This window comes from Streptomyces sp. NBC_01429, from assembly GCF_036231945.1.
Taxonomy (GTDB): Bacteria; Actinomycetota; Actinomycetes; order Streptomycetales; family Streptomycetaceae; genus Streptomyces.
The window spans coordinates 3,889,050-3,906,775 of record NZ_CP109599.1 but is presented as its reverse complement, the minus strand read 5'-3'; the positions used below and the strand labels follow the sequence as shown (position 1 = coordinate 3,906,775).

Sequence of the window (17,726 nt, the reverse complement as noted above, 5' to 3'; positions counted from 1 at the left end):
CCCGCTCGGGCGTCCGTCCACTCGTCCCCGTGATCGGGGCCCGGTCCGCGCGGACGGAACTACTCGCCGGGGTGGGCGAGTTCGATGTCGTGCCCGTCGACTCCACGGCCCGCGACCGTCAGCGCACCGGCCACCGGAGGGTATCCGGTCGCGATGACCGTGTACTCGCCAGAGTCCAGGTCGGTGAAGGCGTACGCCCCGTCCTCCCCGGTCGTCGCGGTGGCCACGACGTTGCCCGCCGCGTCGACCAGCGTCACCCGGGCGTCGGGCGCGGGGCGCCGGGCGGTGCCCGCCCTGACCGTGCCCTGGAGCAGCGCGCCGGCCCGGAGGGCGACCTCGATCCGGGTGGCGCCCTGGCCGCCGATGTCCACCGGCAGGGCCAGCGGACGGAAGCCGGTGGCGTTCACCGCGACGGTCACCGAGCCGGGGACCAGCTCGCCGAAGGCGAACTCGCCCTGCGGGGACGCCTTGCCGGTGGCCAGCACATCGCCCCGTACATCGGTCACGATCACCATCGCGCCCTCGACGGGCAGCCCGCCCTCGGCCGCGCGCACGGTCCCGGTGAGCCCGCTCGTACCGGCGAGCCGGATGTCGTACGGGAGCGGTTCGTCGCCGACGACCACCGTGGACGCCTGCGGCTGGAAGCCGTCGGCGGAGGCGATCAGGACGTACGAACCGGCGCCGGGGGCGTCCAGCGCGTAGCCGCCGTCGGGCCGGGCGACCGCGCGGGCCAGCTGGCGGCCCGCCAGCGAGATCAGGGTGACGGCGGCGCGGGGCACCGGGGCGCCCTCGACGCCGAGCACCGTGCCGTGCACGGAGGTGCCGGAGATGCCGGAGGCGCCTGCCGTGTCGGACGTGGCTGCGGTCATGAGTTCCACCGTTCCGGTCTGTGCCCCCCCGGTCTGGGTGATTCCGGTCTGCGCGGCCCCCGCGTACCGGTCCGAGTCGTACGGACCCGGGCCGAACGGAACCGATTCCCGCGACGCGAGCGCCTGGGCCGGTATCGGCGCCTGCGCCGCCCCGGCCGGAGCGAGCACCGCCGCTGTCGCCGCCGTCTCCACGGCTTCCGGCGACTCGTCGGCGGAGTCACCCGCCGTCTCATCGGCCGTCTCACCTGCTGACCGCGACCGCAGCGCGACCTCCTTGATGAACAGCGTCAGCAGGAAGGCGATGAACGCGGCCGGGGCCGAGAAGAGGAAGACGTCGCCGACACCGTGCCCGTACGCGCTCTCCACGATCTGCCGCATCGGGGCGGGCAGCGCCGCCAGGTCGGGGATGCCTCCGCCGCCGGTGCCCGCGTGGTGGGGGACCTGCTGCTCGACGTAGTGCGTGACCCGGTTGCCGAGCACCGCGCCCAGCGCCGAGACGCCCACCGCACCGCCCAGCGAGCGGAAGAAGGTGACGACGGAGCTGGCGGAGCCGAGGTCGGCGGGGGCGACCTGGTTCTGGGTGGCCAGCACCAGGTTCTGCATCATCATGCCCACGCCGAGACCGAGCAGCGCCATGAAGACCCCGACGTGCCAGTACGGGGTGTCGTACCGGATGGAGCCCAGCAGCCCGAGCCCGGCGGTCAGCAGCGCGCCACCGCTGACCAGCCAGATCTTCCACCGGCCGGTCTTGGTGATGATCATGCCGGAGACGGTGGACGAGATGAACAGGCCACCGATCATCGGGATGGTCATGACGCCCGACATCGTGGGCGACTTCCCGCGCGCCAGCTGGAAGTACTGGCTGAAGAAGACCGTGCCGGCGAACATCGCGATACCGACGAAGAGCGAGGCGAGCGAGGCCAGGGTGATCGTGCGGTTGCGGAAGAGGCGCAGCGGGATGATCGGCTCGCTGGCCTTGCTCTCGATGAGGACGAAGAGCGCGCCGAGCAGGATCGAGCCGCCGACCATGGCGCCCGACTGCCAGGAGACCCAGTCGTACTTGTCGCCCGCGAAGGTGACCCACAGGAGCAGCAGCGAGACGGCGGCACTGATGAAGAAGGCGCCGCCCCAGTCGACCTTGACCTCGCGCTTGACGACCGGCAGCTTCAGGGTCTTCTGGAGGACGATCAGCGCGATGATCGCGAACGGCACGCCGACGTAGAAGCACCAGCGCCAGCCGAGCCACGAGGTGTCGGTGATGACACCGCCGAGCAGCGGGCCCCCGACGGTGGCGACGGCGAAGGTCGCGCCGAGGTAGCCGCTGTACCGGCCGCGCTCGCGCGGGGAGATCATGGCGGCCATCACGATCTGGGCGAGGGCGGAGAGCCCGCCGACGCCGACGCCCTGGACGACGCGGCAGGCGATCAGCATCCCGGCGTTCTGGGAGAGACCGGCCACGACGGAGCCGAGGACGTAGATGGTCAGGGCTATCTGGACCAGGAGCTTCTTGCTGAAGAGGTCGGAGAGCTTGCCCCAGAGCGGGGTGGTCGCCGTCATCGACAGCAGCGCGGCGGTGACCACCCAGGTGTAGGCGCTCTGTCCGCCGCCGAGGTCGGAGATGATGTGGGGGAGTGCGTTGGAGACGATCGTCGAGGAGAGGATCGCGACGAACATGCCCAGGAGGAGCCCGGACAGCGCCTCCATGATCTGACGGTGTGTCATCGGCGCGCCGGCCGCGGAGGCGGGATCGCCGCCGTGCTTGGCGTGGCCGCCCCGCACACCCGTTGGTGTGGTCGTAGCCATTGAATTCCTTTGTCTCACGTCTCTTGCCGCACGGGTGTACGGGTGTGCGAATCCTGGTAGTGCCAGTCCCGGCAGTCGCCGAAGCTGCTGCGCAGCCGGGCCAGCAGGGTGTTGAGCTGCCCGACCTCGTCGTCGGTCCAGTCGTCGAGCGTGCGCGCGAACATGTCGGTCGTCCGCCGGGCCAGCTCGTCGAGGAGTTCCCGGCCCGCGGGGGTGAGCCGCAGGATGCGCGAGCGCTTGTCCGCCGGGTCGGGCATGCGCTCGATCCAGCCACGTTCCGCGGTGTGCGCGACGTGCCGGCTGGTGACCGACATGTCCACGGAGAGGAGTTCCGCGAGCCGGCTCATCCGCATCTCGCCGTGCCGTTCCAGCAGGGTCAGTACGGCGGCGGAGCCCGCCGGGCACTCGGCGGGCAGGATGCGGCCGAGGCCGCGTTTGACGGCTCCCACCGCACTGAGCTGTCGGGACAGTTCCGCGTACTGGCTCTGCGATGCGGACATGTCTTCTCCCCAGCCTTTCGTTGCTTAGGGCAACCATGGAACCATAGAAGAAGTTGGTTGCCGCAGGCAAACTAAATCGGGCCTACTGGAGTAAAGGAACCCAAAAAGCTTCGCATGGTCGAGGTCAATGCCCGGCGCGGGGAGTGCGCGACCTCATAAAGGGGACGAGAGGGGGCCGACGGCGGGCCCGGGGTTGGGTGGGGCGGTCCGGGTTCGCTAGGGTCCTGGCCCATGGCACACAACCCCCATGCCCCGCAGGGACCCGAGGGAAATCCCGACCCGGCGGGCAGCACCCAGATGTTCCGCGCGTTTGTCGACGACGGTGAGCCGGAGCGCCGGCAGGCACCTCAGCAGCAGGGCGGACCGAAGGTCGGCGTGATCGTCGGCGTGATCGTGGCCGTCGCCGTTCTGGCCGTGGTGGCCTGGATGGCCATCTGACGGCCGGACAGTCCTGATCTGACGGCCAGTCGGTACCGGTCGGTTGGAACCGGTCGGGTCGGAACCGGTCGGTCGGTCGGCAGGCCAACGGACTGGTCAACGGCGGTCGGCCCGCGTCCCGCGTCGGCCGACGGCTCGTCATGTCCGAACCCCGCCCGGGAGTTCGCCCGCAGACGCGCGGACGAAGGGGCGGGGTTCGCGTACCTCAGTCCGAGATCAGACCTTCCCGCAGCTGCGCGAGCGTACGGGTCAGCAGGCGCGAGACGTGCATCTGCGAGATGCCGACCTCCTCGCCGATCTGCGACTGGGTCATGTTCGCGAAGAACCGGAGCATGATGATCTGCCGCTCACGGGGCGGCAGTTTGGCCAGCAGCGGCTTGAGGGACTCGCGGTACTCCACGCCCTCCAGCGCCATGTCCTCGTAGCCCAGCCGGTCCGCGAGCGAGCCCTCGCCGCCGTCGTCCTCGGGGGAGGGCGAGTCCAGCGAGGACGCCGTGTACGCGTTGCCGACCGCGAGGCCGTCGACCACATCTTCCTCGGACACGCCCAGGACAGCGGCGAGTTCGGGAACGGTCGGGGACCGGTCGAGCTTCTGCGCCAGCTCGTCGCTGGCCTTGGTCAGCGCGAGGCGCAGCTCCTGGAGCCGGCGCGGCACCCGCACCGACCACGAGGTGTCGCGGAAGAAGCGCTTGATCTCCCCGACGACGGTCGGCATCGCGAACGTCGGGAATTCCACGCCGCGTTCGCAGTCGAACCGGTCGATCGCCTTGATCAGGCCGATGGTGCCGACCTGGACGATGTCCTCCATCGGCTCGTTGCGGCTGCGGAAGCGGGCCGCCGCGTACCGCACCAGCGGCAGATTCAGCTCGATGAGGGTGTCACGTACGTAGGCGCGCTCCGGGCTGTCCTGTTCCAGTACGGCGAGCCGCAGGAACAGGGAGCGGGACAGAGTGCGGGTGTCGATGGCTTCCGGCTGTGACGCGCGTGGCCGCACTGGCTGGACCACGTGGTCGAGCGCATTCGGCGCTGGCACGCTCTTTGTGAGCGTGAGCACCTTCGAGCTGCCCTGTTCTACGGACATGCCACCCCCTTGAGGTCGCGGACGGTCGCGGCGGCGCTCCCGTCGGAGGAACGCAGCCTCCACCTGAATACCGGCGGCGGGACTGCGGCAAACGCGGTTCCAGCAGAATGTCACATGTCGGCAACACGCTGTAGTGACTTGTCGACAAGTAGCGCTGCGCTACGCCCGGCTGTGTGGGGGTTTATGGCTTTTCGCGCGGTGGGCTGAGCTGACGGGTTTTTACCTGTGAGGATTACGCCTCGATCCGATTTGCGGATCGCAACCGCGCGAAACTGCGCGCCAGAAGTCTTGACACGTGCATCTGTGAAACGCCCAGTTCCTGACTGATCTGCGACTGCGTCAGGTTGTTGTAGTAGCGCAGCATCAGGATGCGCTGCTCGCGCTCGGGCAGTTGCACCAGCAGATGGCGAACCAGATCGCGGTGCTCCACACCGGCCAGCGCGGGGTCCTCGTAGCCCAGCCGGTCCAGCAGCCCCGGCAGCCCGTCGCCCTCCTGTGCGGCCTCCAGGGAGGTGGCGTGGTAGGAGCGCCCGGCCTCGATGCAGGCCAGTACCTCCTCCTCGGAGATCCGCAGCCGCTCGGCGATCTCGGCGGTGGTCGGCGAGCGGCCGTGGGCGGTCGTCAGGTCCTCGGTCGCCCCGGTCACCTGGACCCACAGCTCGTGCAGCCGGCGTGGTACGTGCACGGTCCGTACGTTGTCTCGAAAGTAACGTTTGATCTCCCCGACGACCGTGGGCATCGCGAACGTGGGGAACTGGACTCCCCGCTCGGGATCGAACCGGTCAATGGCGTTGATCAGACCGATCGTGCCGACCTGGACGACGTCCTCCATCGGCTCGTTGCGGCTGCGGAAGCGGGCGGCGGCGTAGCGCACGAGAGGCAGGTTGGCCTCGATGAGCGCTCCCCGTACCCGTGCGTGCGCGGCGCAGCCCGGCTCCAGCCCCTTCAGCTCGGCGAAGAGGACCTGGGTCAGTGCCCGGGTGTCGGCGCCGCGGCTCTGTGCGGTGGGGCGCGTGTCGGTCTCGACGAGGGTCGGGGCCGCGGGCTCCGCCTGGGGCAGCACTTGAGGTGTCGTACTGGCCGGCACGATTACGCCCACCCCTTTGCGGTCGACTACGTCAACTCATCCGTCAAAAGCGGTCATAGCATCACAAGACATGTCCACTGTGTGCAAGCACCCGAAAGAACCGTGTTGACGGCAGAATGGGGTAATAAACCCAAAAACCCCGCACCGAATGGGTGCGGGGTGGGGAGGGCGGCGGCTCAGAACTCGTAGTCGGCGATCACCCAGGTGGCGAATTCGCGCCACTGCGCGACGGCGGCCCGGTGGACCGGGTGGTCCAGGTAGCGCTGGAGCGCCGCGCGATCGGCGACGGCCGAGTTGATGGCGAAGTCGTACGCGATGGGCCGGTCGGAGATGTTCCAGGCGCACTCCCAGAACTCCACCTCGGGGACCTGGCCGCCCAGCTCCTCGAAGGCCTTGGCCCCGGCGATCACCCGGGCCTCTTCACGGGTGACGCCCTCGTTGAGTTTGAAAAGGACCAAGTGGCGGATCAACGGGTACTCCTTGGGGGCCGGGCCCGGCGGGCGCGACCGGCACCAGGCGTACCGCCGGTCACCGGTCGTACTAATTGACGAGCGACGACATGAACTGGCCGACGCCCTGAGCGGCGCTCGAAATGCCCTCGAACCCTACTCCCACGAGTTCGGCGGCCCGGTCGGGAGAGGTGATGATCGTGTAGAGCACGAACACGGCGAGCCCGTACAGCACGATCTTTTTTGCTTGCCCCATCTGCCGCGGCCTTCCCGTGCGCTCCCCTGTGCGGTCGCGAGAGTCTAACCGTATGAACGCCGATGGCCAGAGGTCGCGCGGGGAGTGACAGGGGAGGGCTTCTGTGAGGACCACTGTGCGAGCCGCCCTGCGAGCCGCCGCGACGACCTTCATGACGACCTCGGTGAGGGGTCGTCATGAAGGTTGGTCATGAGGGTTCGCCATCAGGGAACGAACGCGTTACGACGGGCTCGGCTGAGCCTCCGTCGAAGGGGCGACGATGCCGAGCTGCGTGGCGATGGTGGCGGTGTCGAAGTAGACCCGCTCGCAGACGATGCGTTCTCCCTTGTCCCCGTCGAAGAAGAAGAACGCGACCACGGGGCAGCGGAAGGTGCGGCCGGTGGCCGGAACGCCGTACAGCGGGCCGAGGTGGGTGCCCAGGAGGTCGAACTCGGCCACGACGGAGTCGTCGGTGTGGCGCAGCCGTACGTTGTCGTGCCGCTGGTCGGGGAACGCCTCGCGGGTGACGGTGTAGTACCCCATCACCTCGGCGGCGCCCTCGAAGACCTGGCCGGTGGCCATGATCTCGTAACGGGGGTGGTCGAAGGTGTCCAGCGTGACGTCGAAGTCCTGGCTGGCCTCGGACTCGAAGTGCTCACGGACCAGGGCTTCCCGGATCTGCCGCAGGTCGGACTGCTGGGCCGATATGTCCATGGGGGGAGGCTCCTTGCTCTGGGGGGTGGCGATGCGACCGGCGCGAAGCGGCGTGCGCGTACCGCGCCCCGTGCGTCGGCGCCGCGTAAACTCGATACAGCCGTGTATTGAGTACGCGTGAGTATCCAATTGGAGCAGTCCCATGTCAACGCCCGAGCCGCCCGTCGCCCGCACCCGCCGGCCTCCCCGCGCCGACACCCGGGCCGCCCTGCTGCGCGCCGCCGTCCGCACCTTCGGCGAGAAGGGCTTCGCGCAGAGTTCCCTGGAGGAGGTGGCGGCCGCCGCCGGGCTCTCGCGCGGAGCGATCTACTCCAACTTCACCGGCAAGGACGACCTGTTCCTGGCGCTCCTGCGCGAGACCGTGGACGAACGCCTGCGCCAGCTCCACGCCGCGGTCCGCCCCGCGCCGAGCGCCCACGAACAGACCCTGCACGCCGGCCGGGCGATGACCCGGGCGCTGCGCGAGAGCCCGGAACTGCACCTGCTGACAATGGAGTTCTGGCTCCGCGCGGCCCGCGACCCGGCGGTACGCGACCACTTCGTCACGCACCGCCGCGAGATCCGGGCCGCGCTCGTCGAACTCCTGGAGGAACACGCCACCGCGAGGGGCGCCGCCCTCCCCCTGCCGGCCGACCAACTGGCCCTCGGCATCATCGCCTTGTTCAACGGATTCGGCCTGGAGCACCTGATCGACCCGGCCGCCGCGTCCCCCGAGCTCTTCGCCCAACTGCTCGCCGGCCTGCTCCGGGCGCGGCCGGAGGGCGGGGCGGTGAGCCAGTAGCAGCTCTTGCTCCCGGTGGTCATGGACCGCCGGTCGGCTACCTCGACGGCGTGCGGCGGACGGCCAGGGCGAGGGTGTCGTCGGCGTGCAGGACGACGGTGAGCATGTCGGCCGCCAGGGCGCCGGGGATGTCGTGGAGGGCGCGGTGCCGGTGTCGGCGTGCGCTCTGGATGAGGCGCCGTTCGCCTTCCTGCGGATCTCTGCGGCTCTCGACCAGGCCGTCGGTGTAGAGGACGAGCAGGTCGCCTTCGTCCAGCCGCGCGTGCAGCAGCCGTTCGCTGCCCGGCAGCGGATAGCCGACGCCCCGGCCCCGCACCTCCAGGTAAGCGGCGGTGCCGTCGGCCCGTACGACCAGGGCGGGTGGATGGCTGCCGTTGGCCAGCCGCAGTTCGCCGGTGGCGGGGTCGAGCCGGGCCAGCAGGACGGTCGCCATGAGTTCGGGGTCGAAAGGGGCGAGGATTTCGTGGGTGCGCGCCACGATGGACTGGAGCGGGTGGCCTTCGAGGGCCAGGGTGCGCACCGCGTGGGTGACGTTCAGCGCGCTGCGGGTGCTGCGTACGCCGTGGCCCAGGGCGTCGACCACGGTGATGTGGATGGTGCCGTCGGGCAGGGTGAACCAGTCGTAGTGGTCGCCGCCGGTGGGCGCGTCGGTGCCCGCCGGGGCGTAGTGGACGGCGAGTTCCAGGCCGTCGACGGCGATGGGCACGGGACGCAGGGCGTCCTCCAGTTCGCGGAGCATCTGGCCGTGCGCCGTACGGAGCCGCTCGTCGCGCTCTTCGAGCTGGACGTAGAGGGCCAGAACACCGCTGTTGGTCTCGGCGAGTTCGTGCTTGAGACGGCGGTGTTCCGCGGTGAGGGCGTCCACATGCGCGAGAGCGGCACGCAACTCCTTCTCCAGCGAGGTCGTTTCGTCGGGTACGGAGGCGACGGCGCGCCCGTGCGGGGGAAGCGGGGTGGACGGGGCTTCGGCCGGCGGCGGTGGGGTGGGGATGTGCCAGACGGTGGCGCCGTCCGGCATCGTGCGCGCGGGCAGCGGCAGTTCGGTCGTACGGCTCGGGCGAGGCGTACGGAGGGTGACGGACAGCAGCGAGCCGTCCCGGGTGGAGTCGTGGTCCCGACCGGGGCCGTGGTCCAGGGCGGACTCCAGCACGACGGAGCCGCCGTCGCCGAAGTAGGGGGCGGCCAGGGCGGCGACGGACAGCACCAGCCGGGCCCTGGTCTCGGCGGGCAGCCGGTGCGCCTCGCCGATCCCGCGCACGGCTCGGCGCAGCTGCGGCAGCGAGTGGAGGGTATGGCGGGTGTGGCGAGCGGGGCGAGCAGGGCGGGCGGGGCGGTTGGACGCGGTCACGGGAGCCTCTGCGGAGGGGTGGTGGCGAGGACGGTCGCGTCGTCGCGGCTGAGGCGGTGGCCGTGGGCGAGGGCGGCCGGGAGCAGGGTGGGAGGCAGGCGCAGCAGGAAGGGCGAGGGGGCGTGGGCCCATCGCTGGTCGATGCCGTCGGTGTGCAGGACGGCCGTACTGCCCGGCTCCAGCGGAATCCGGTGGACCCGCGCGCTCCTTACGTTGAGTCCGGCGACGCCCGGCTGACCGGTCAGCCGGTGATGGACGCTGTCGTGGCCGAGGGCGAGCGCGCGTACGTTGCCGACGCCGCAGTACTCGGCCCGGCCGGGGTGCAGCCGCAGCAGACCGAGGGCCGTGCCCCGGGTGTGGCGCAGGGCGCGGTGAACGGCGGTCAGGATCTCGGGCAGCGGGCTGTCCGGCGTACGGCCGAAGGCGCGCAGGGCGGCGTGGGCGGGCTCGGCGGCCCCCGGTCCGTGGCCCAGACCGTCGACGACGATGGCGGTGCGGACGCCGTCGGTGTCGATGACGGCGTAGGCGTCGCCGCTGGTCCGTTCGCCCTCGGCCGCGAGGCAGACCGCGCCGACGTCCGGCCCGGCGGGCGGCTGGCCGGGCGGCGGGTCCCGCGGATCCGGCGGGACGAGCCGGGCGCAGGCGAGGGTGCCGACGCCCGTCCGGCTGCGGATGGTGAACGACGTGGAGATGCGCCGGACCGCCCCGAGGCCGGTACCGAGGGTGTTGGTCGTCGTGTAGCCGTCGGTGAGGGACCGGCTCAGGTCGGGGATGCCGGGTCCCCGGTCGGCGGCGAGGATCTCCACGCCCGCGCCGAGGGGCAGGGGGTGGAGGAAGAGGGCGCCGTTGGTGGCGTGTTTGGCGAGGTTGCTGGCCAGCTCCGAGGCGACGACCGCGGCCTGGTCGGGCATCGATCCGGGCAGTCGGCACGCGCGCGCGACCGACCGGGCCGTCTCGGCGGCGAGGTGGACCGCGCTGTAGTGGTCGATCCGGATGTGCGCGGTCTGTCGGGGGTCGCTCTGCCGGGGGTCGGACGGCCGGGGGACGGGCGCGGTCAACGGCCGGCCCATCGCGTGACGGTGACGGTGGTGCCCCGGCCCGCGGCCGTACGGATCTCGAACTCGTCCATGAGCCGCCGCGCGCCGCCGAGCCCGTGGCCCAGCCCCGCGCCCGTGGTGAAGCCGTCGGCGAGGGCCGCCTCGACATCGGCGATGCCGGGGCCCTCGTCCCGTATCGTCAGCCGGATTCCACCGCCGCCGGGGCGGGTCGGGCTCTCGATCGTGAGGGTGCCGCCCCCGCCGTGGATGTAGGCGTTGCGGGCGAGTTCGCTGGCCGCGGTGACCACGCGGGTCTGGTCGACGATGCTGAATCCCTCGCGGAGGGTGGCCGCCCGTACGGCGTGACGGATCGCCAGCAGATCCTCCTCGGTGCGCACGTCGTGCTGCTGCTGCGTAGTGGCGGCGGTTGCTTCTGCCGCTGTTGCCGCTGCTGCCGATGTCGCCGCCTGCGGCGCCGGGGCCGCCGCGGTGTCGCCGCGGCTGCCCGTATGGAGGAGGGTGGTGCCGGCTTCGCCGGTGCGTGTCACGCAAGTGCCCCTTCGGGAGGTGGTGAACTCTGCCGCCAGCCGAGCGCGGCCATGCCGCGTTCGGCGTTGAGCGCGGTTTCCACCCCGGTGAGTTGGAGCCCCAGTTCGACCAGGGTGATGGCGACAGGGGGGCGCATACCGGAAACGATCACGCGGGCTCCCAGCAGCCTCGCCATGGTGGTGAGTTCCATCAGGGTGCGGGCCACGAAGGAGTCGATGATCTCCAGCCGGGATATGTCGATCAGCACGCCGCGTGCTCCGTCGCTGGTGATGCGCGCGGTCAGCTCCTCGCTGAACGCGACGGCGGACTTGTCGTCGAGTTCGTTGAGCAGGCCCGTGACCAGGACGTCCCCCAGGCGCAGGATCGGCACGCCGGCCGAGGAAGGGCCGTTCACAGATCCGCCAGTGGGCCGGGCCGCGCGGAGACACCGGAGTAGCCAGAGGCACCCGAGGTACTGGACGCACCGGAGGAACCGGAAGTCAGCCTGACCGCCGCGGACAGCGCGTCGGCGAGCGTCGCCCGGGTGAGGATGGTCGACAGGTCGATCCCCAACTGGGCGATCGTCTGGGCGATCGGCGGCCGGATACCGCTGATGAGGCAGTCCGCGCCCATCAGCCGCACCGCGTTGACGGTCTGCATCAGATGCTGCGCGACCGCCGTGTCCACGGTCGGGACGCCCGTGATGTCGATGATCGCGACCTGCGCCTCGTGCTCCTGGATGGCCTGGAGCAGATTCTCCATCACGACCTGGGTGCGCGCCGTGTCCAGCGTGCCGATGAGCGGCACCGCCAGCACATGCCGCCACAGCCGGACCACGGGGGTGGACACCTCCAGCAGCTGCCGGCTCTGCCGGCGGATGATCTCCTCCCGGCCCTCCACATAGGTCTCGAAGGAGAGCGCGCCGGCGCTGTCCAGCAGCCGGTTGACCAGCAGGGCGGAGCCGAACAGCTCGCCGCTGTCGCCCGGTCTGCGCTGTACGGCCTCCAGCAGCGCCTCCTTCAGCGCCAGCACCGCGAGCGAGGTGGCCGTGGGGCTCACCCCCTCGCGGGCCCGGCGCAGGGACAGCTCGGTCACCGCCCGGTGCAGCTCGCGGTGTCCGCCGACCACGTGCTCCACCGGCATGCCGCTGTCCAGCGCGGTCGCCAGCGCGCCGATCAGGGCGTCGGCCTCCTCGCGCAGCTCGGTCTCGCTCACCCCGTTGCCCCAGGTGGGCTGCGCCAGCTGGAGCCGCACCCAGCGGTCCGCGATGGCGTCCGCGTCCGTACGCAGCGCGTCGGCGACGCGCTCGCGTGCCACGATCCCGGCCCCGGCCCCGGCTTCGGCAGTACTCAAGCCGCTGTCCTTCCGTCCGTACTCGGTGACGTGTGTGCGAGGAACGCGTCGGCGGGTGGATCGCGCCGGTCGGCGGCTCTCCGTCACACCCGCTTTGTTGTCGCTCGACAAATGTTATCGACCGCAGTCAAGCACGAGAAGCGCCGATATGGACAGGGCCCACCGGTCGTACGGACGCGGCGGAGCGGGAGCGGTCGGGCGGACGAGGGTGCCGAGCCGCCAAGTCCTCAGGCGGGCAATACGGTCAAAGCGGGCGAATCGGCCGAGCGATCGGGCGGTCAGGCGGTCGGGCGGTCGGGCGGTCGGGCGGTCGGGCGGTCGGGCGGTCACGCCGACTATGGCGGTGTCAAACACGCCACGACGACGTCAAGCAGGCCGCGCGGTGTCGTCCAGTCGCGTCGGGCCGGGCATCGGGGACACGGCGTCCACCGCTCCCCGGAATCCGGTCAGCCCTTCCGTCAGCGCCCTGCGCGTCGTCGGGGGCAGCGTCGCGATGGCCGACAGCAGGGCCTCCTCGCGGCGTACGCGCAGATCGAGCAGGTAGGACTCGCCCCGGCTGGTCAGCCGCAACTGCCGCTCCCTGCGGTTCACTTCACTCGGCGCCCGCTCGATGAAGCCCAGCGCCTGGAGCCGGTCGCACAGTCGGCTGGCCGAGGACGGCGCCGCGCCCAGCGCCTCGCCCAGCGTGCGCAGATTGATGCCGTCGCCGCGCTCCAGCACGTACAGAACGCGCAGCTGGGACGTCGAGACGGGGGCGGGGGAGACGGCGTCCCGGCCCCGCTCCCACAGTATCTCCAGCAACTCGATGACCTCACGCGCCGCCTGTGCGGCCTCGTGAGATTCTCTGTGCGAGGCAGAGAGATCCACACCCATACCGTGACACTCCGAACGGCCTTGGCGGCCCGGATGGTCCGGACGGCGCCCTGCTCCCTTATTCCAGTTCCCCGAGAAAGCGGTCGTGACATGGCGGACAGATTCACGGCCGTGGAACGCGCCATGCGCGGCGCGGCCCCCCACGAACTCCTCGACTCCGTCCGTACGGCACTGACGGGACATTTCGGCGCGAGCGCCGTCAACCTGCTGATGGCCGACTACGCCATGACCATACTCCAGCCGGTCGACGTCCTTCCATACACCGCACAGCCCCTCTCCGTGCACACCAGTCCCCCGGGGAGAGCCTTCGGCGCGCAGAGCCCCCACGTCGTGACCGGCGACGGGCCGCCCACCGTGACCGCGTACCTCCCCGTCACCGTACGCGGGGACCGGCTGGGCGTGCTGTCCGTCACGCTGCCCGCCGACCGGTACTCCCCACCGGTCCTGGACGAGCTGGCGGAGATCGCCGATGTCCTCGGCCGGGAGATCCTCGTCGCCGAACGCGACACCGACCTCTACCTCCAGGCGCGGCGCGCGGACCGCCTCACCCTCGCCGCCGAGATGCAGTGGCAGCTCCTCCCCGGGCGGGCCTGCTCCCGGTCCGAGTACTCCCTCGGCGGACAGCTGGAACCCGCCTACGCCATCCACGGCGACAACTTCGACTGGTCCGCCTCCGCCGACCACCTCACGCTCACCGTCACCAACGGCATGGGGGAGGGCATCGAGGCGGCCCTGCTCACCAACCTCGCCGTCAACGCCCTGCGCAACGCCCGCCGGGCCGGACTCGACCTGATCGGTCAGGCGAGCCTCGCCGACCAGGCGCTGTACGGGCACTACGAGGGCGCGGCGCACCTTTCGACGCTTCTGCTGCGCTTCCATCTGGCCACCGGCAGGGTGGACATCATCGACGCGGGCTCGCCCAAGATCTGGCGGCTGCGCGCGGGTACGGTCGAACCGATCGAGCCGGAGGCGCAGCTCCCGCTCGGCATGTTCGAGGACACCGCCTACACCGAGCAGCGCTTCGACGTCCTGCCCGGCGACCGCCTGCTGTTCATCAGCGACGGCGTCTACGACGTAGCCTCCCCGGGCGGCGAGCGCTACCGGGAGCGCTCGCTGGCCCGTGTCATGCGGGACACCCGGCTCCTTCCCCCCTCGCACGTACCGCGCACGATGCTCGAAGAACTCGCGGGCCACCGGGGTCCGTCGCAGGCCGACGACGACGCGATGATCGTCTGCCTGGACTGGTACGGCCGTACTTCCTGAGACGTCCTGAGACGTCCTGAGACGTCCTGAGACGTCCTGAGACGTCCTGAGACGTCCTGAGACGTCCTGAGACGTCCTGAGACGTCCTGAGACGTCCTGAGGCGTTCTGAGGCGTCCTGACTCGGCGGTGGCCGCCACGTACCGCCGTCCGCCGTGTCAGAGCCCGCGGCCGGCGGCGTGCCGCGGTGCGCGTCGGGTGCCGCGCAGGAGGAAGCAGGTCACCGACAGGATGAGCAGGGCGCCTTCGAAGGCGAGACTGACCAGTCCCAGCGGGTCGCTCCAGTTGCCCACGTCACCGTGGTCGTCGGGCAGCCCGGGGCCGCGCGTGAGGACGTAACCGACGAGGGGCCCGGCGGCCACGCCCATCGCGAGGAACCAGCCCGGCCCGATGACACCGGCCAGGAGCAGCAGCGCGGTGAGGACGGCGACGATCTCCAGCGCCCAGAACAGAGAGGCGATGTACGGGGGCGACTGGGAGCCGGGGATTCCGCCCTGGTCCCTGACGTGGATCGCGGCGACGCCGAGGCACAGCAGAGCCCCCACGACGCGGGTGACCAGGTGCGCGGCGATTCCTCGGCGCTCTCTCACCGGACCGACTCCTCTCTGGACCTTTCCCGTCCGCTCCACCCCGTGGAGCAGTCCACGCGGTCGGCGGGCGGACCGCACGTGGGCAGGGCCAAGTGGCAGAGCGCCGCGTCCGCCGGGCCCCTGCCCGGATACCCGGGGCGGGTTCGCGCGCGGGTATGGCAAGGTGTGCCGACGACTCACGCCGGCCGGGCCTCGCGAGGTGGTCCGGCCCGCGGCTGTGCGACGGGTGGCGGGCTGCCCGCGGCGATGCCCGGGAAGTCGAATGCCGTACGGGGGCGTGCCGTTCGGTTCAGCCCGATGTCTCAGGAGTATCAGCCGTGAACGGAAAGCGCCGCCGCCTGCTGTTGGCCGCCCTCGACCCCATGCTCGAACCGGAGGAGCGGGTGGAGGTGGCGACCATCGTGAACCTCAGCTCCGTCTCCGTACGCAGGACGGCGGCCTTCGCGGCGGCCTCGGCGGTGGTGAGCGGCGGGATGGCCGTGATCCCGGTGCCGGCCCCCATGTACCTGGCGATGACCGACCGTCGCGTCTTCGTCTTCCGCGCCAACCCGACGTTCGCGCGGCCGGAGGAGCACCTGATGACGATTCCGCGCGCGGGTCTGGTCCGTACGGAGATCAAGGAGCGCGTGCTCAACTCGTCCTTCGTCGTCTCGTCGCCGGACAACGAGCAGGGCCTGAAGATCGTCTTCCCGCTGGCCGCCCGCAAGGACCGCAACGCGATAGCCGCCGTCCTGCCGGTGGCCGGCTGACCGCTCCGCGCGGGCGGGGTGTCAGGGCAGCGCCGGGGTGACGCGCACGAGCATCAGGGCGGTGTCGTCGGCGGCCTGCCCGCCGGAGTGCTCGGACGCCCGCCGCCACAGCATGCTGAGCGTGGTGGCGGCGTCGGCGCCGTGGGTGGCGGCCAGCGCGTCGGCGAGGCGCTCCTCGCCGAAGAGCGGGCCGCGGCCGTCGCGGGCCTCGGTGATGCCGTCGGTGTAGAGGAGCAGCGCGTCCCCGGGGCGCAGGTGGAAGACGGTGTCCTCCAAGTGGTCGTGGGCGGGCGGCAGCAGGGGGCTGAGCAGCATCCCGGCGGCGTTGAGCTCCTCCACGGCGCCGTCCGCGCGGCGGATGAGCGCCGGGGGGTGGCCGGCGCTGGCGTAACGGCCGACGATTCCGTTCCCGTCCCCGTCTCCGTTCCCATGCCCGTCCCCGTCCCCGCTCCTGCTCCCGTCCTCCGCCCCGTCCGGGCCGAACGCGGCCAGGGCGACGGTCAGGAACCGCTCGCTGACCCGCTGCCCGGTGACCGCCTCGTGCAGCCGGTGCAGGACGGTGGCGGGCCGCGCGTGCTGGGTGGCCTCGGCGCGCAGCGTGTAGCGGGCCAGGGCGGTGACCTTGGCGGCGTCGATGCCCTTGCCGCAGACGTCGCCCATCACCGCGCACCAGCTTTCGCCCCGGGTGCGGAAGAGGTCGTAGAAGTCCCCGACGACCTCGGTCCCGGCCGCTTCGGTCGCGTCGGCGGGCAGATGTACGGCGGCCACGTCGAGCCCCGGCGCGTTCGGCAGCCGGGGCGGCAGCAGACTGTCCTGGAGGGTACGGGCCAGCGCCGCTGAGGCGTCCCCCGAGGCGCGGGCCTGGCGCAGGGCCTGCCGCAGGGCGATCTCGGAGGACACCGACCGGGCCAGTGTCCGCAGCGCGTGGGACTGCTCCCCGGTGAAGGGACGCGGGTCCTTGTCCACCACGCAGAACCCGCCGAGCACGTGCCCGTCGGGCGAGACCACCGGAAAGCCGGCCCATGCCCCGATGCCCAGGGCGTCGACCGCGGCCAGGTCCCTGACGCGTGGGTCGGTGGCCGCGTTCTCGGCGATCAGTTCTTTTCCGGTGCCGATCAGGACGTGGCAGGGGCTGTCGCGGATGTCGTTCTCACGCGCGCCGCCCGGCTCGATGCCGAGCGCGGCCTTCCAGAACGAGCGGCGCCCGTCGGCCACGGTGAAGAACGCCTTCTGCGCGCCCGTGATCACCAGCGCGAGCTGGGCGAGATCGTCGAAGGCTCCCTCCGGAGCGGTGTCCAGCAGCCCGGAGGCGGCCACCGCGGCCAGCCTGGCGGGATCGAACACGGCGTTCGGCAGCTCGCCAGCGGGCACTCCCGCGGGCACTGCGGTGGGCAGAACCGCTTTTCTCGTCGTCACGTCCGGTCTCCTGCCCTCGTCACGGTCCCTCTCACGCCCGGACCAATGCGCCCGGACGTCCAGTGCCGCGAATCGGAGCCTAGACGAGTGAGCGGAAATGAGCACCGGCCGCGATCCCGCCCCGGCCGGGCCCGTTTCCACCGCGCGTCGCGGCCTCCCGGCGGCCTCTGAGTCAAGTCACGTCCGAACATGAGTACTTGTACTCACGCCTGTCTTCGAGCCGTCTCGCAGGATGGCCCGCACAGACCCGATTTCGAGGAGCCGGCCATGCGTAACACCGACGGACCCCGTACCCCCGCCCGCCCGCGCGGCAGACGCACGATCCGGTCGGCCGCGGGCCTCGCCCTGGCCTGCGCGGCCGTCGCGGCACTGACCGGCTGCTCGATCGAGGACGCGAGCTGCGGTGGCGACGAATACGGGGTGATCGCGGTGGGCAGCACCGGCAGCGCGTGCGTCCCCAAGGACGAAGAGCCCCCGAAGGGATACGCCCGCTACCCGGAGGGCAAGGAGCCCAAGCGCGTCGGCGACAAGTGGGACGTCTACTGGGAGACCCACACCGTTGACGAGAAGGGCGCCATCATCAAGGCCCCCGACGACAAGTGACGACGCGACGA

The 17,726-nt window shown here is 71.3% G+C and carries 20 protein-coding genes; 5 read left to right on the top strand and 15 right to left on the bottom strand.

Annotated elements, in window-relative coordinates:
• Positions 1-59: 59 nt before the first annotated feature.
• Entirely contained in the window at positions 60-2,672 is a 2,613-nt protein-coding gene (locus OG627_RS16935; RefSeq protein WP_329065942.1) for an MFS transporter, read from the bottom strand.
• 14 nt (positions 2,673-2,686) lie between these two features.
• On the bottom strand, positions 2,687-3,172 hold the full coding sequence (locus OG627_RS16930) for a MarR family winged helix-turn-helix transcriptional regulator (protein WP_329065940.1): 486 nt from the start codon (positions 3,170-3,172) through the stop codon (positions 2,687-2,689).
• Positions 3,173-3,403: 231 nt separating this feature from the next.
• Here OG627_RS16930 and OG627_RS16925 point away from each other — a divergent pair, with 231 nt between their 5' ends.
• Entirely contained in the window at positions 3,404-3,610 is a 207-nt protein-coding gene (locus tag OG627_RS16925) for a hypothetical protein (protein WP_329065938.1), read from the top strand.
• 205 nt (positions 3,611-3,815) lie between these two features.
• Here the strand turns inward: OG627_RS16925 and OG627_RS16920 are convergent, their stop codons facing one another.
• The 5 genes from OG627_RS16920 to OG627_RS16900 all read right to left on the bottom strand — a co-directional run bounded on the left by OG627_RS16920 (position 3,816) and on the right by OG627_RS16900 (position 7,176).
• Positions 3,816-4,691: an RNA polymerase sigma factor SigF gene (locus tag OG627_RS16920; protein ID WP_329065936.1), complete on the bottom strand. Its 876-nt coding sequence runs from the start codon at positions 4,689-4,691 to the stop codon at positions 3,816-3,818.
• Between the two features lie 232 nt (positions 4,692-4,923).
• Positions 4,924-5,778 (bottom strand): RNA polymerase sigma factor SigF, encoded by an 855-nt coding sequence (locus OG627_RS16915; RefSeq protein ID WP_443073492.1) that lies wholly within the window; start codon positions 5,776-5,778, stop codon positions 4,924-4,926.
• A gap of 176 nt (positions 5,779-5,954) precedes the next feature.
• Complete coding sequence (locus OG627_RS16910; RefSeq protein WP_329065934.1) at positions 5,955-6,248, bottom strand: Dabb family protein; 294 nt, start codon at positions 6,246-6,248, stop codon at positions 5,955-5,957.
• Positions 6,249-6,318: 70 nt separating this feature from the next.
• Positions 6,319-6,483, bottom strand: coding sequence for a hypothetical protein (locus tag OG627_RS16905; protein ID WP_329065931.1), 165 nt, complete (start codon positions 6,481-6,483; stop codon positions 6,319-6,321).
• A gap of 219 nt (positions 6,484-6,702) precedes the next feature.
• Positions 6,703-7,176: an ester cyclase gene (locus OG627_RS16900; protein WP_329065929.1), complete on the bottom strand. Its 474-nt coding sequence runs from the start codon at positions 7,174-7,176 to the stop codon at positions 6,703-6,705.
• 142 nt (positions 7,177-7,318) lie between these two features.
• Here OG627_RS16900 and OG627_RS16895 point away from each other — a divergent pair, with 142 nt between their 5' ends.
• Positions 7,319-7,957: a TetR/AcrR family transcriptional regulator gene (locus OG627_RS16895; RefSeq protein WP_329065927.1), complete on the top strand. Its 639-nt coding sequence runs from the start codon at positions 7,319-7,321 to the stop codon at positions 7,955-7,957.
• Positions 7,958-7,994: 37 nt separating this feature from the next.
• On the opposite strand, the gene OG627_RS16890 is transcribed toward OG627_RS16895, so the two are convergent.
• From OG627_RS16890 to OG627_RS16865, 6 genes are all read right to left on the bottom strand, one after another.
• Positions 7,995-9,305, bottom strand: coding sequence for a PP2C family protein-serine/threonine phosphatase (locus OG627_RS16890; RefSeq protein WP_329065925.1), 1,311 nt, complete (start codon positions 9,303-9,305; stop codon positions 7,995-7,997).
• Complete coding sequence (locus tag OG627_RS16885) at positions 9,302-10,375, bottom strand: SpoIIE family protein phosphatase (protein ID WP_329065923.1); 1,074 nt, start codon at positions 10,373-10,375, stop codon at positions 9,302-9,304. Before OG627_RS16885 ends, OG627_RS16890 begins: the two co-directional genes overlap by 4 nt.
• A complete protein-coding gene (locus OG627_RS16880) occupies positions 10,360-10,890 on the bottom strand; it encodes an ATP-binding protein (RefSeq protein ID WP_329065922.1) in 531 nt (176 codons plus the stop codon). Before OG627_RS16880 ends, OG627_RS16885 begins: the two co-directional genes overlap by 16 nt.
• Positions 10,887-11,285 (bottom strand): STAS domain-containing protein, encoded by a 399-nt coding sequence (locus OG627_RS16875; RefSeq protein WP_329065920.1) that lies wholly within the window; start codon positions 11,283-11,285, stop codon positions 10,887-10,889. The genes OG627_RS16880 and OG627_RS16875 overlap by 4 nt, the downstream gene beginning before the upstream one ends.
• Positions 11,282-12,223: an STAS domain-containing protein gene (locus OG627_RS16870; RefSeq protein WP_443073491.1), complete on the bottom strand. Its 942-nt coding sequence runs from the start codon at positions 12,221-12,223 to the stop codon at positions 11,282-11,284. The genes OG627_RS16875 and OG627_RS16870 overlap by 4 nt, the downstream gene beginning before the upstream one ends.
• A gap of 366 nt (positions 12,224-12,589) precedes the next feature.
• A complete protein-coding gene (locus OG627_RS16865; RefSeq protein WP_329065918.1) occupies positions 12,590-13,096 on the bottom strand; it encodes a MarR family winged helix-turn-helix transcriptional regulator in 507 nt (168 codons plus the stop codon).
• 90 nt (positions 13,097-13,186) lie between these two features.
• On the opposite strand from OG627_RS16865, the gene OG627_RS16860 reads away from it, so the two are divergent.
• Positions 13,187-14,359 carry a PP2C family protein-serine/threonine phosphatase gene (locus OG627_RS16860; RefSeq protein ID WP_329065915.1) on the top strand — a complete coding sequence of 391 codons (1,173 nt, stop codon included), beginning with the start codon at positions 13,187-13,189 and terminating at the stop codon, positions 14,357-14,359.
• A gap of 156 nt (positions 14,360-14,515) precedes the next feature.
• On the opposite strand, the gene OG627_RS16855 is transcribed toward OG627_RS16860, so the two are convergent.
• Positions 14,516-14,947: a hypothetical protein gene (locus tag OG627_RS16855; RefSeq protein WP_329065913.1), complete on the bottom strand. Its 432-nt coding sequence runs from the start codon at positions 14,945-14,947 to the stop codon at positions 14,516-14,518.
• Between the two features lie 317 nt (positions 14,948-15,264).
• Between OG627_RS16855 and OG627_RS16850 the strand changes: the two genes are divergently transcribed.
• Entirely contained in the window at positions 15,265-15,696 is a 432-nt protein-coding gene (locus OG627_RS16850; protein ID WP_329065911.1) for a hypothetical protein, read from the top strand.
• Between the two features lie 21 nt (positions 15,697-15,717).
• On the opposite strand, the gene OG627_RS16845 is transcribed toward OG627_RS16850, so the two are convergent.
• Positions 15,718-17,112, bottom strand: coding sequence for a PP2C family protein-serine/threonine phosphatase (locus OG627_RS16845; protein ID WP_329065909.1), 1,395 nt, complete (start codon positions 17,110-17,112; stop codon positions 15,718-15,720).
• A gap of 267 nt (positions 17,113-17,379) precedes the next feature.
• Between OG627_RS16845 and OG627_RS16840 the strand changes: the two genes are divergently transcribed.
• Positions 17,380-17,715, top strand: a complete 336-nt coding sequence (locus OG627_RS16840) for an SCO0607 family lipoprotein (protein WP_329065907.1) — start codon at positions 17,380-17,382, stop codon at positions 17,713-17,715.
• Positions 17,716-17,726 lie beyond the last annotated feature (11 nt).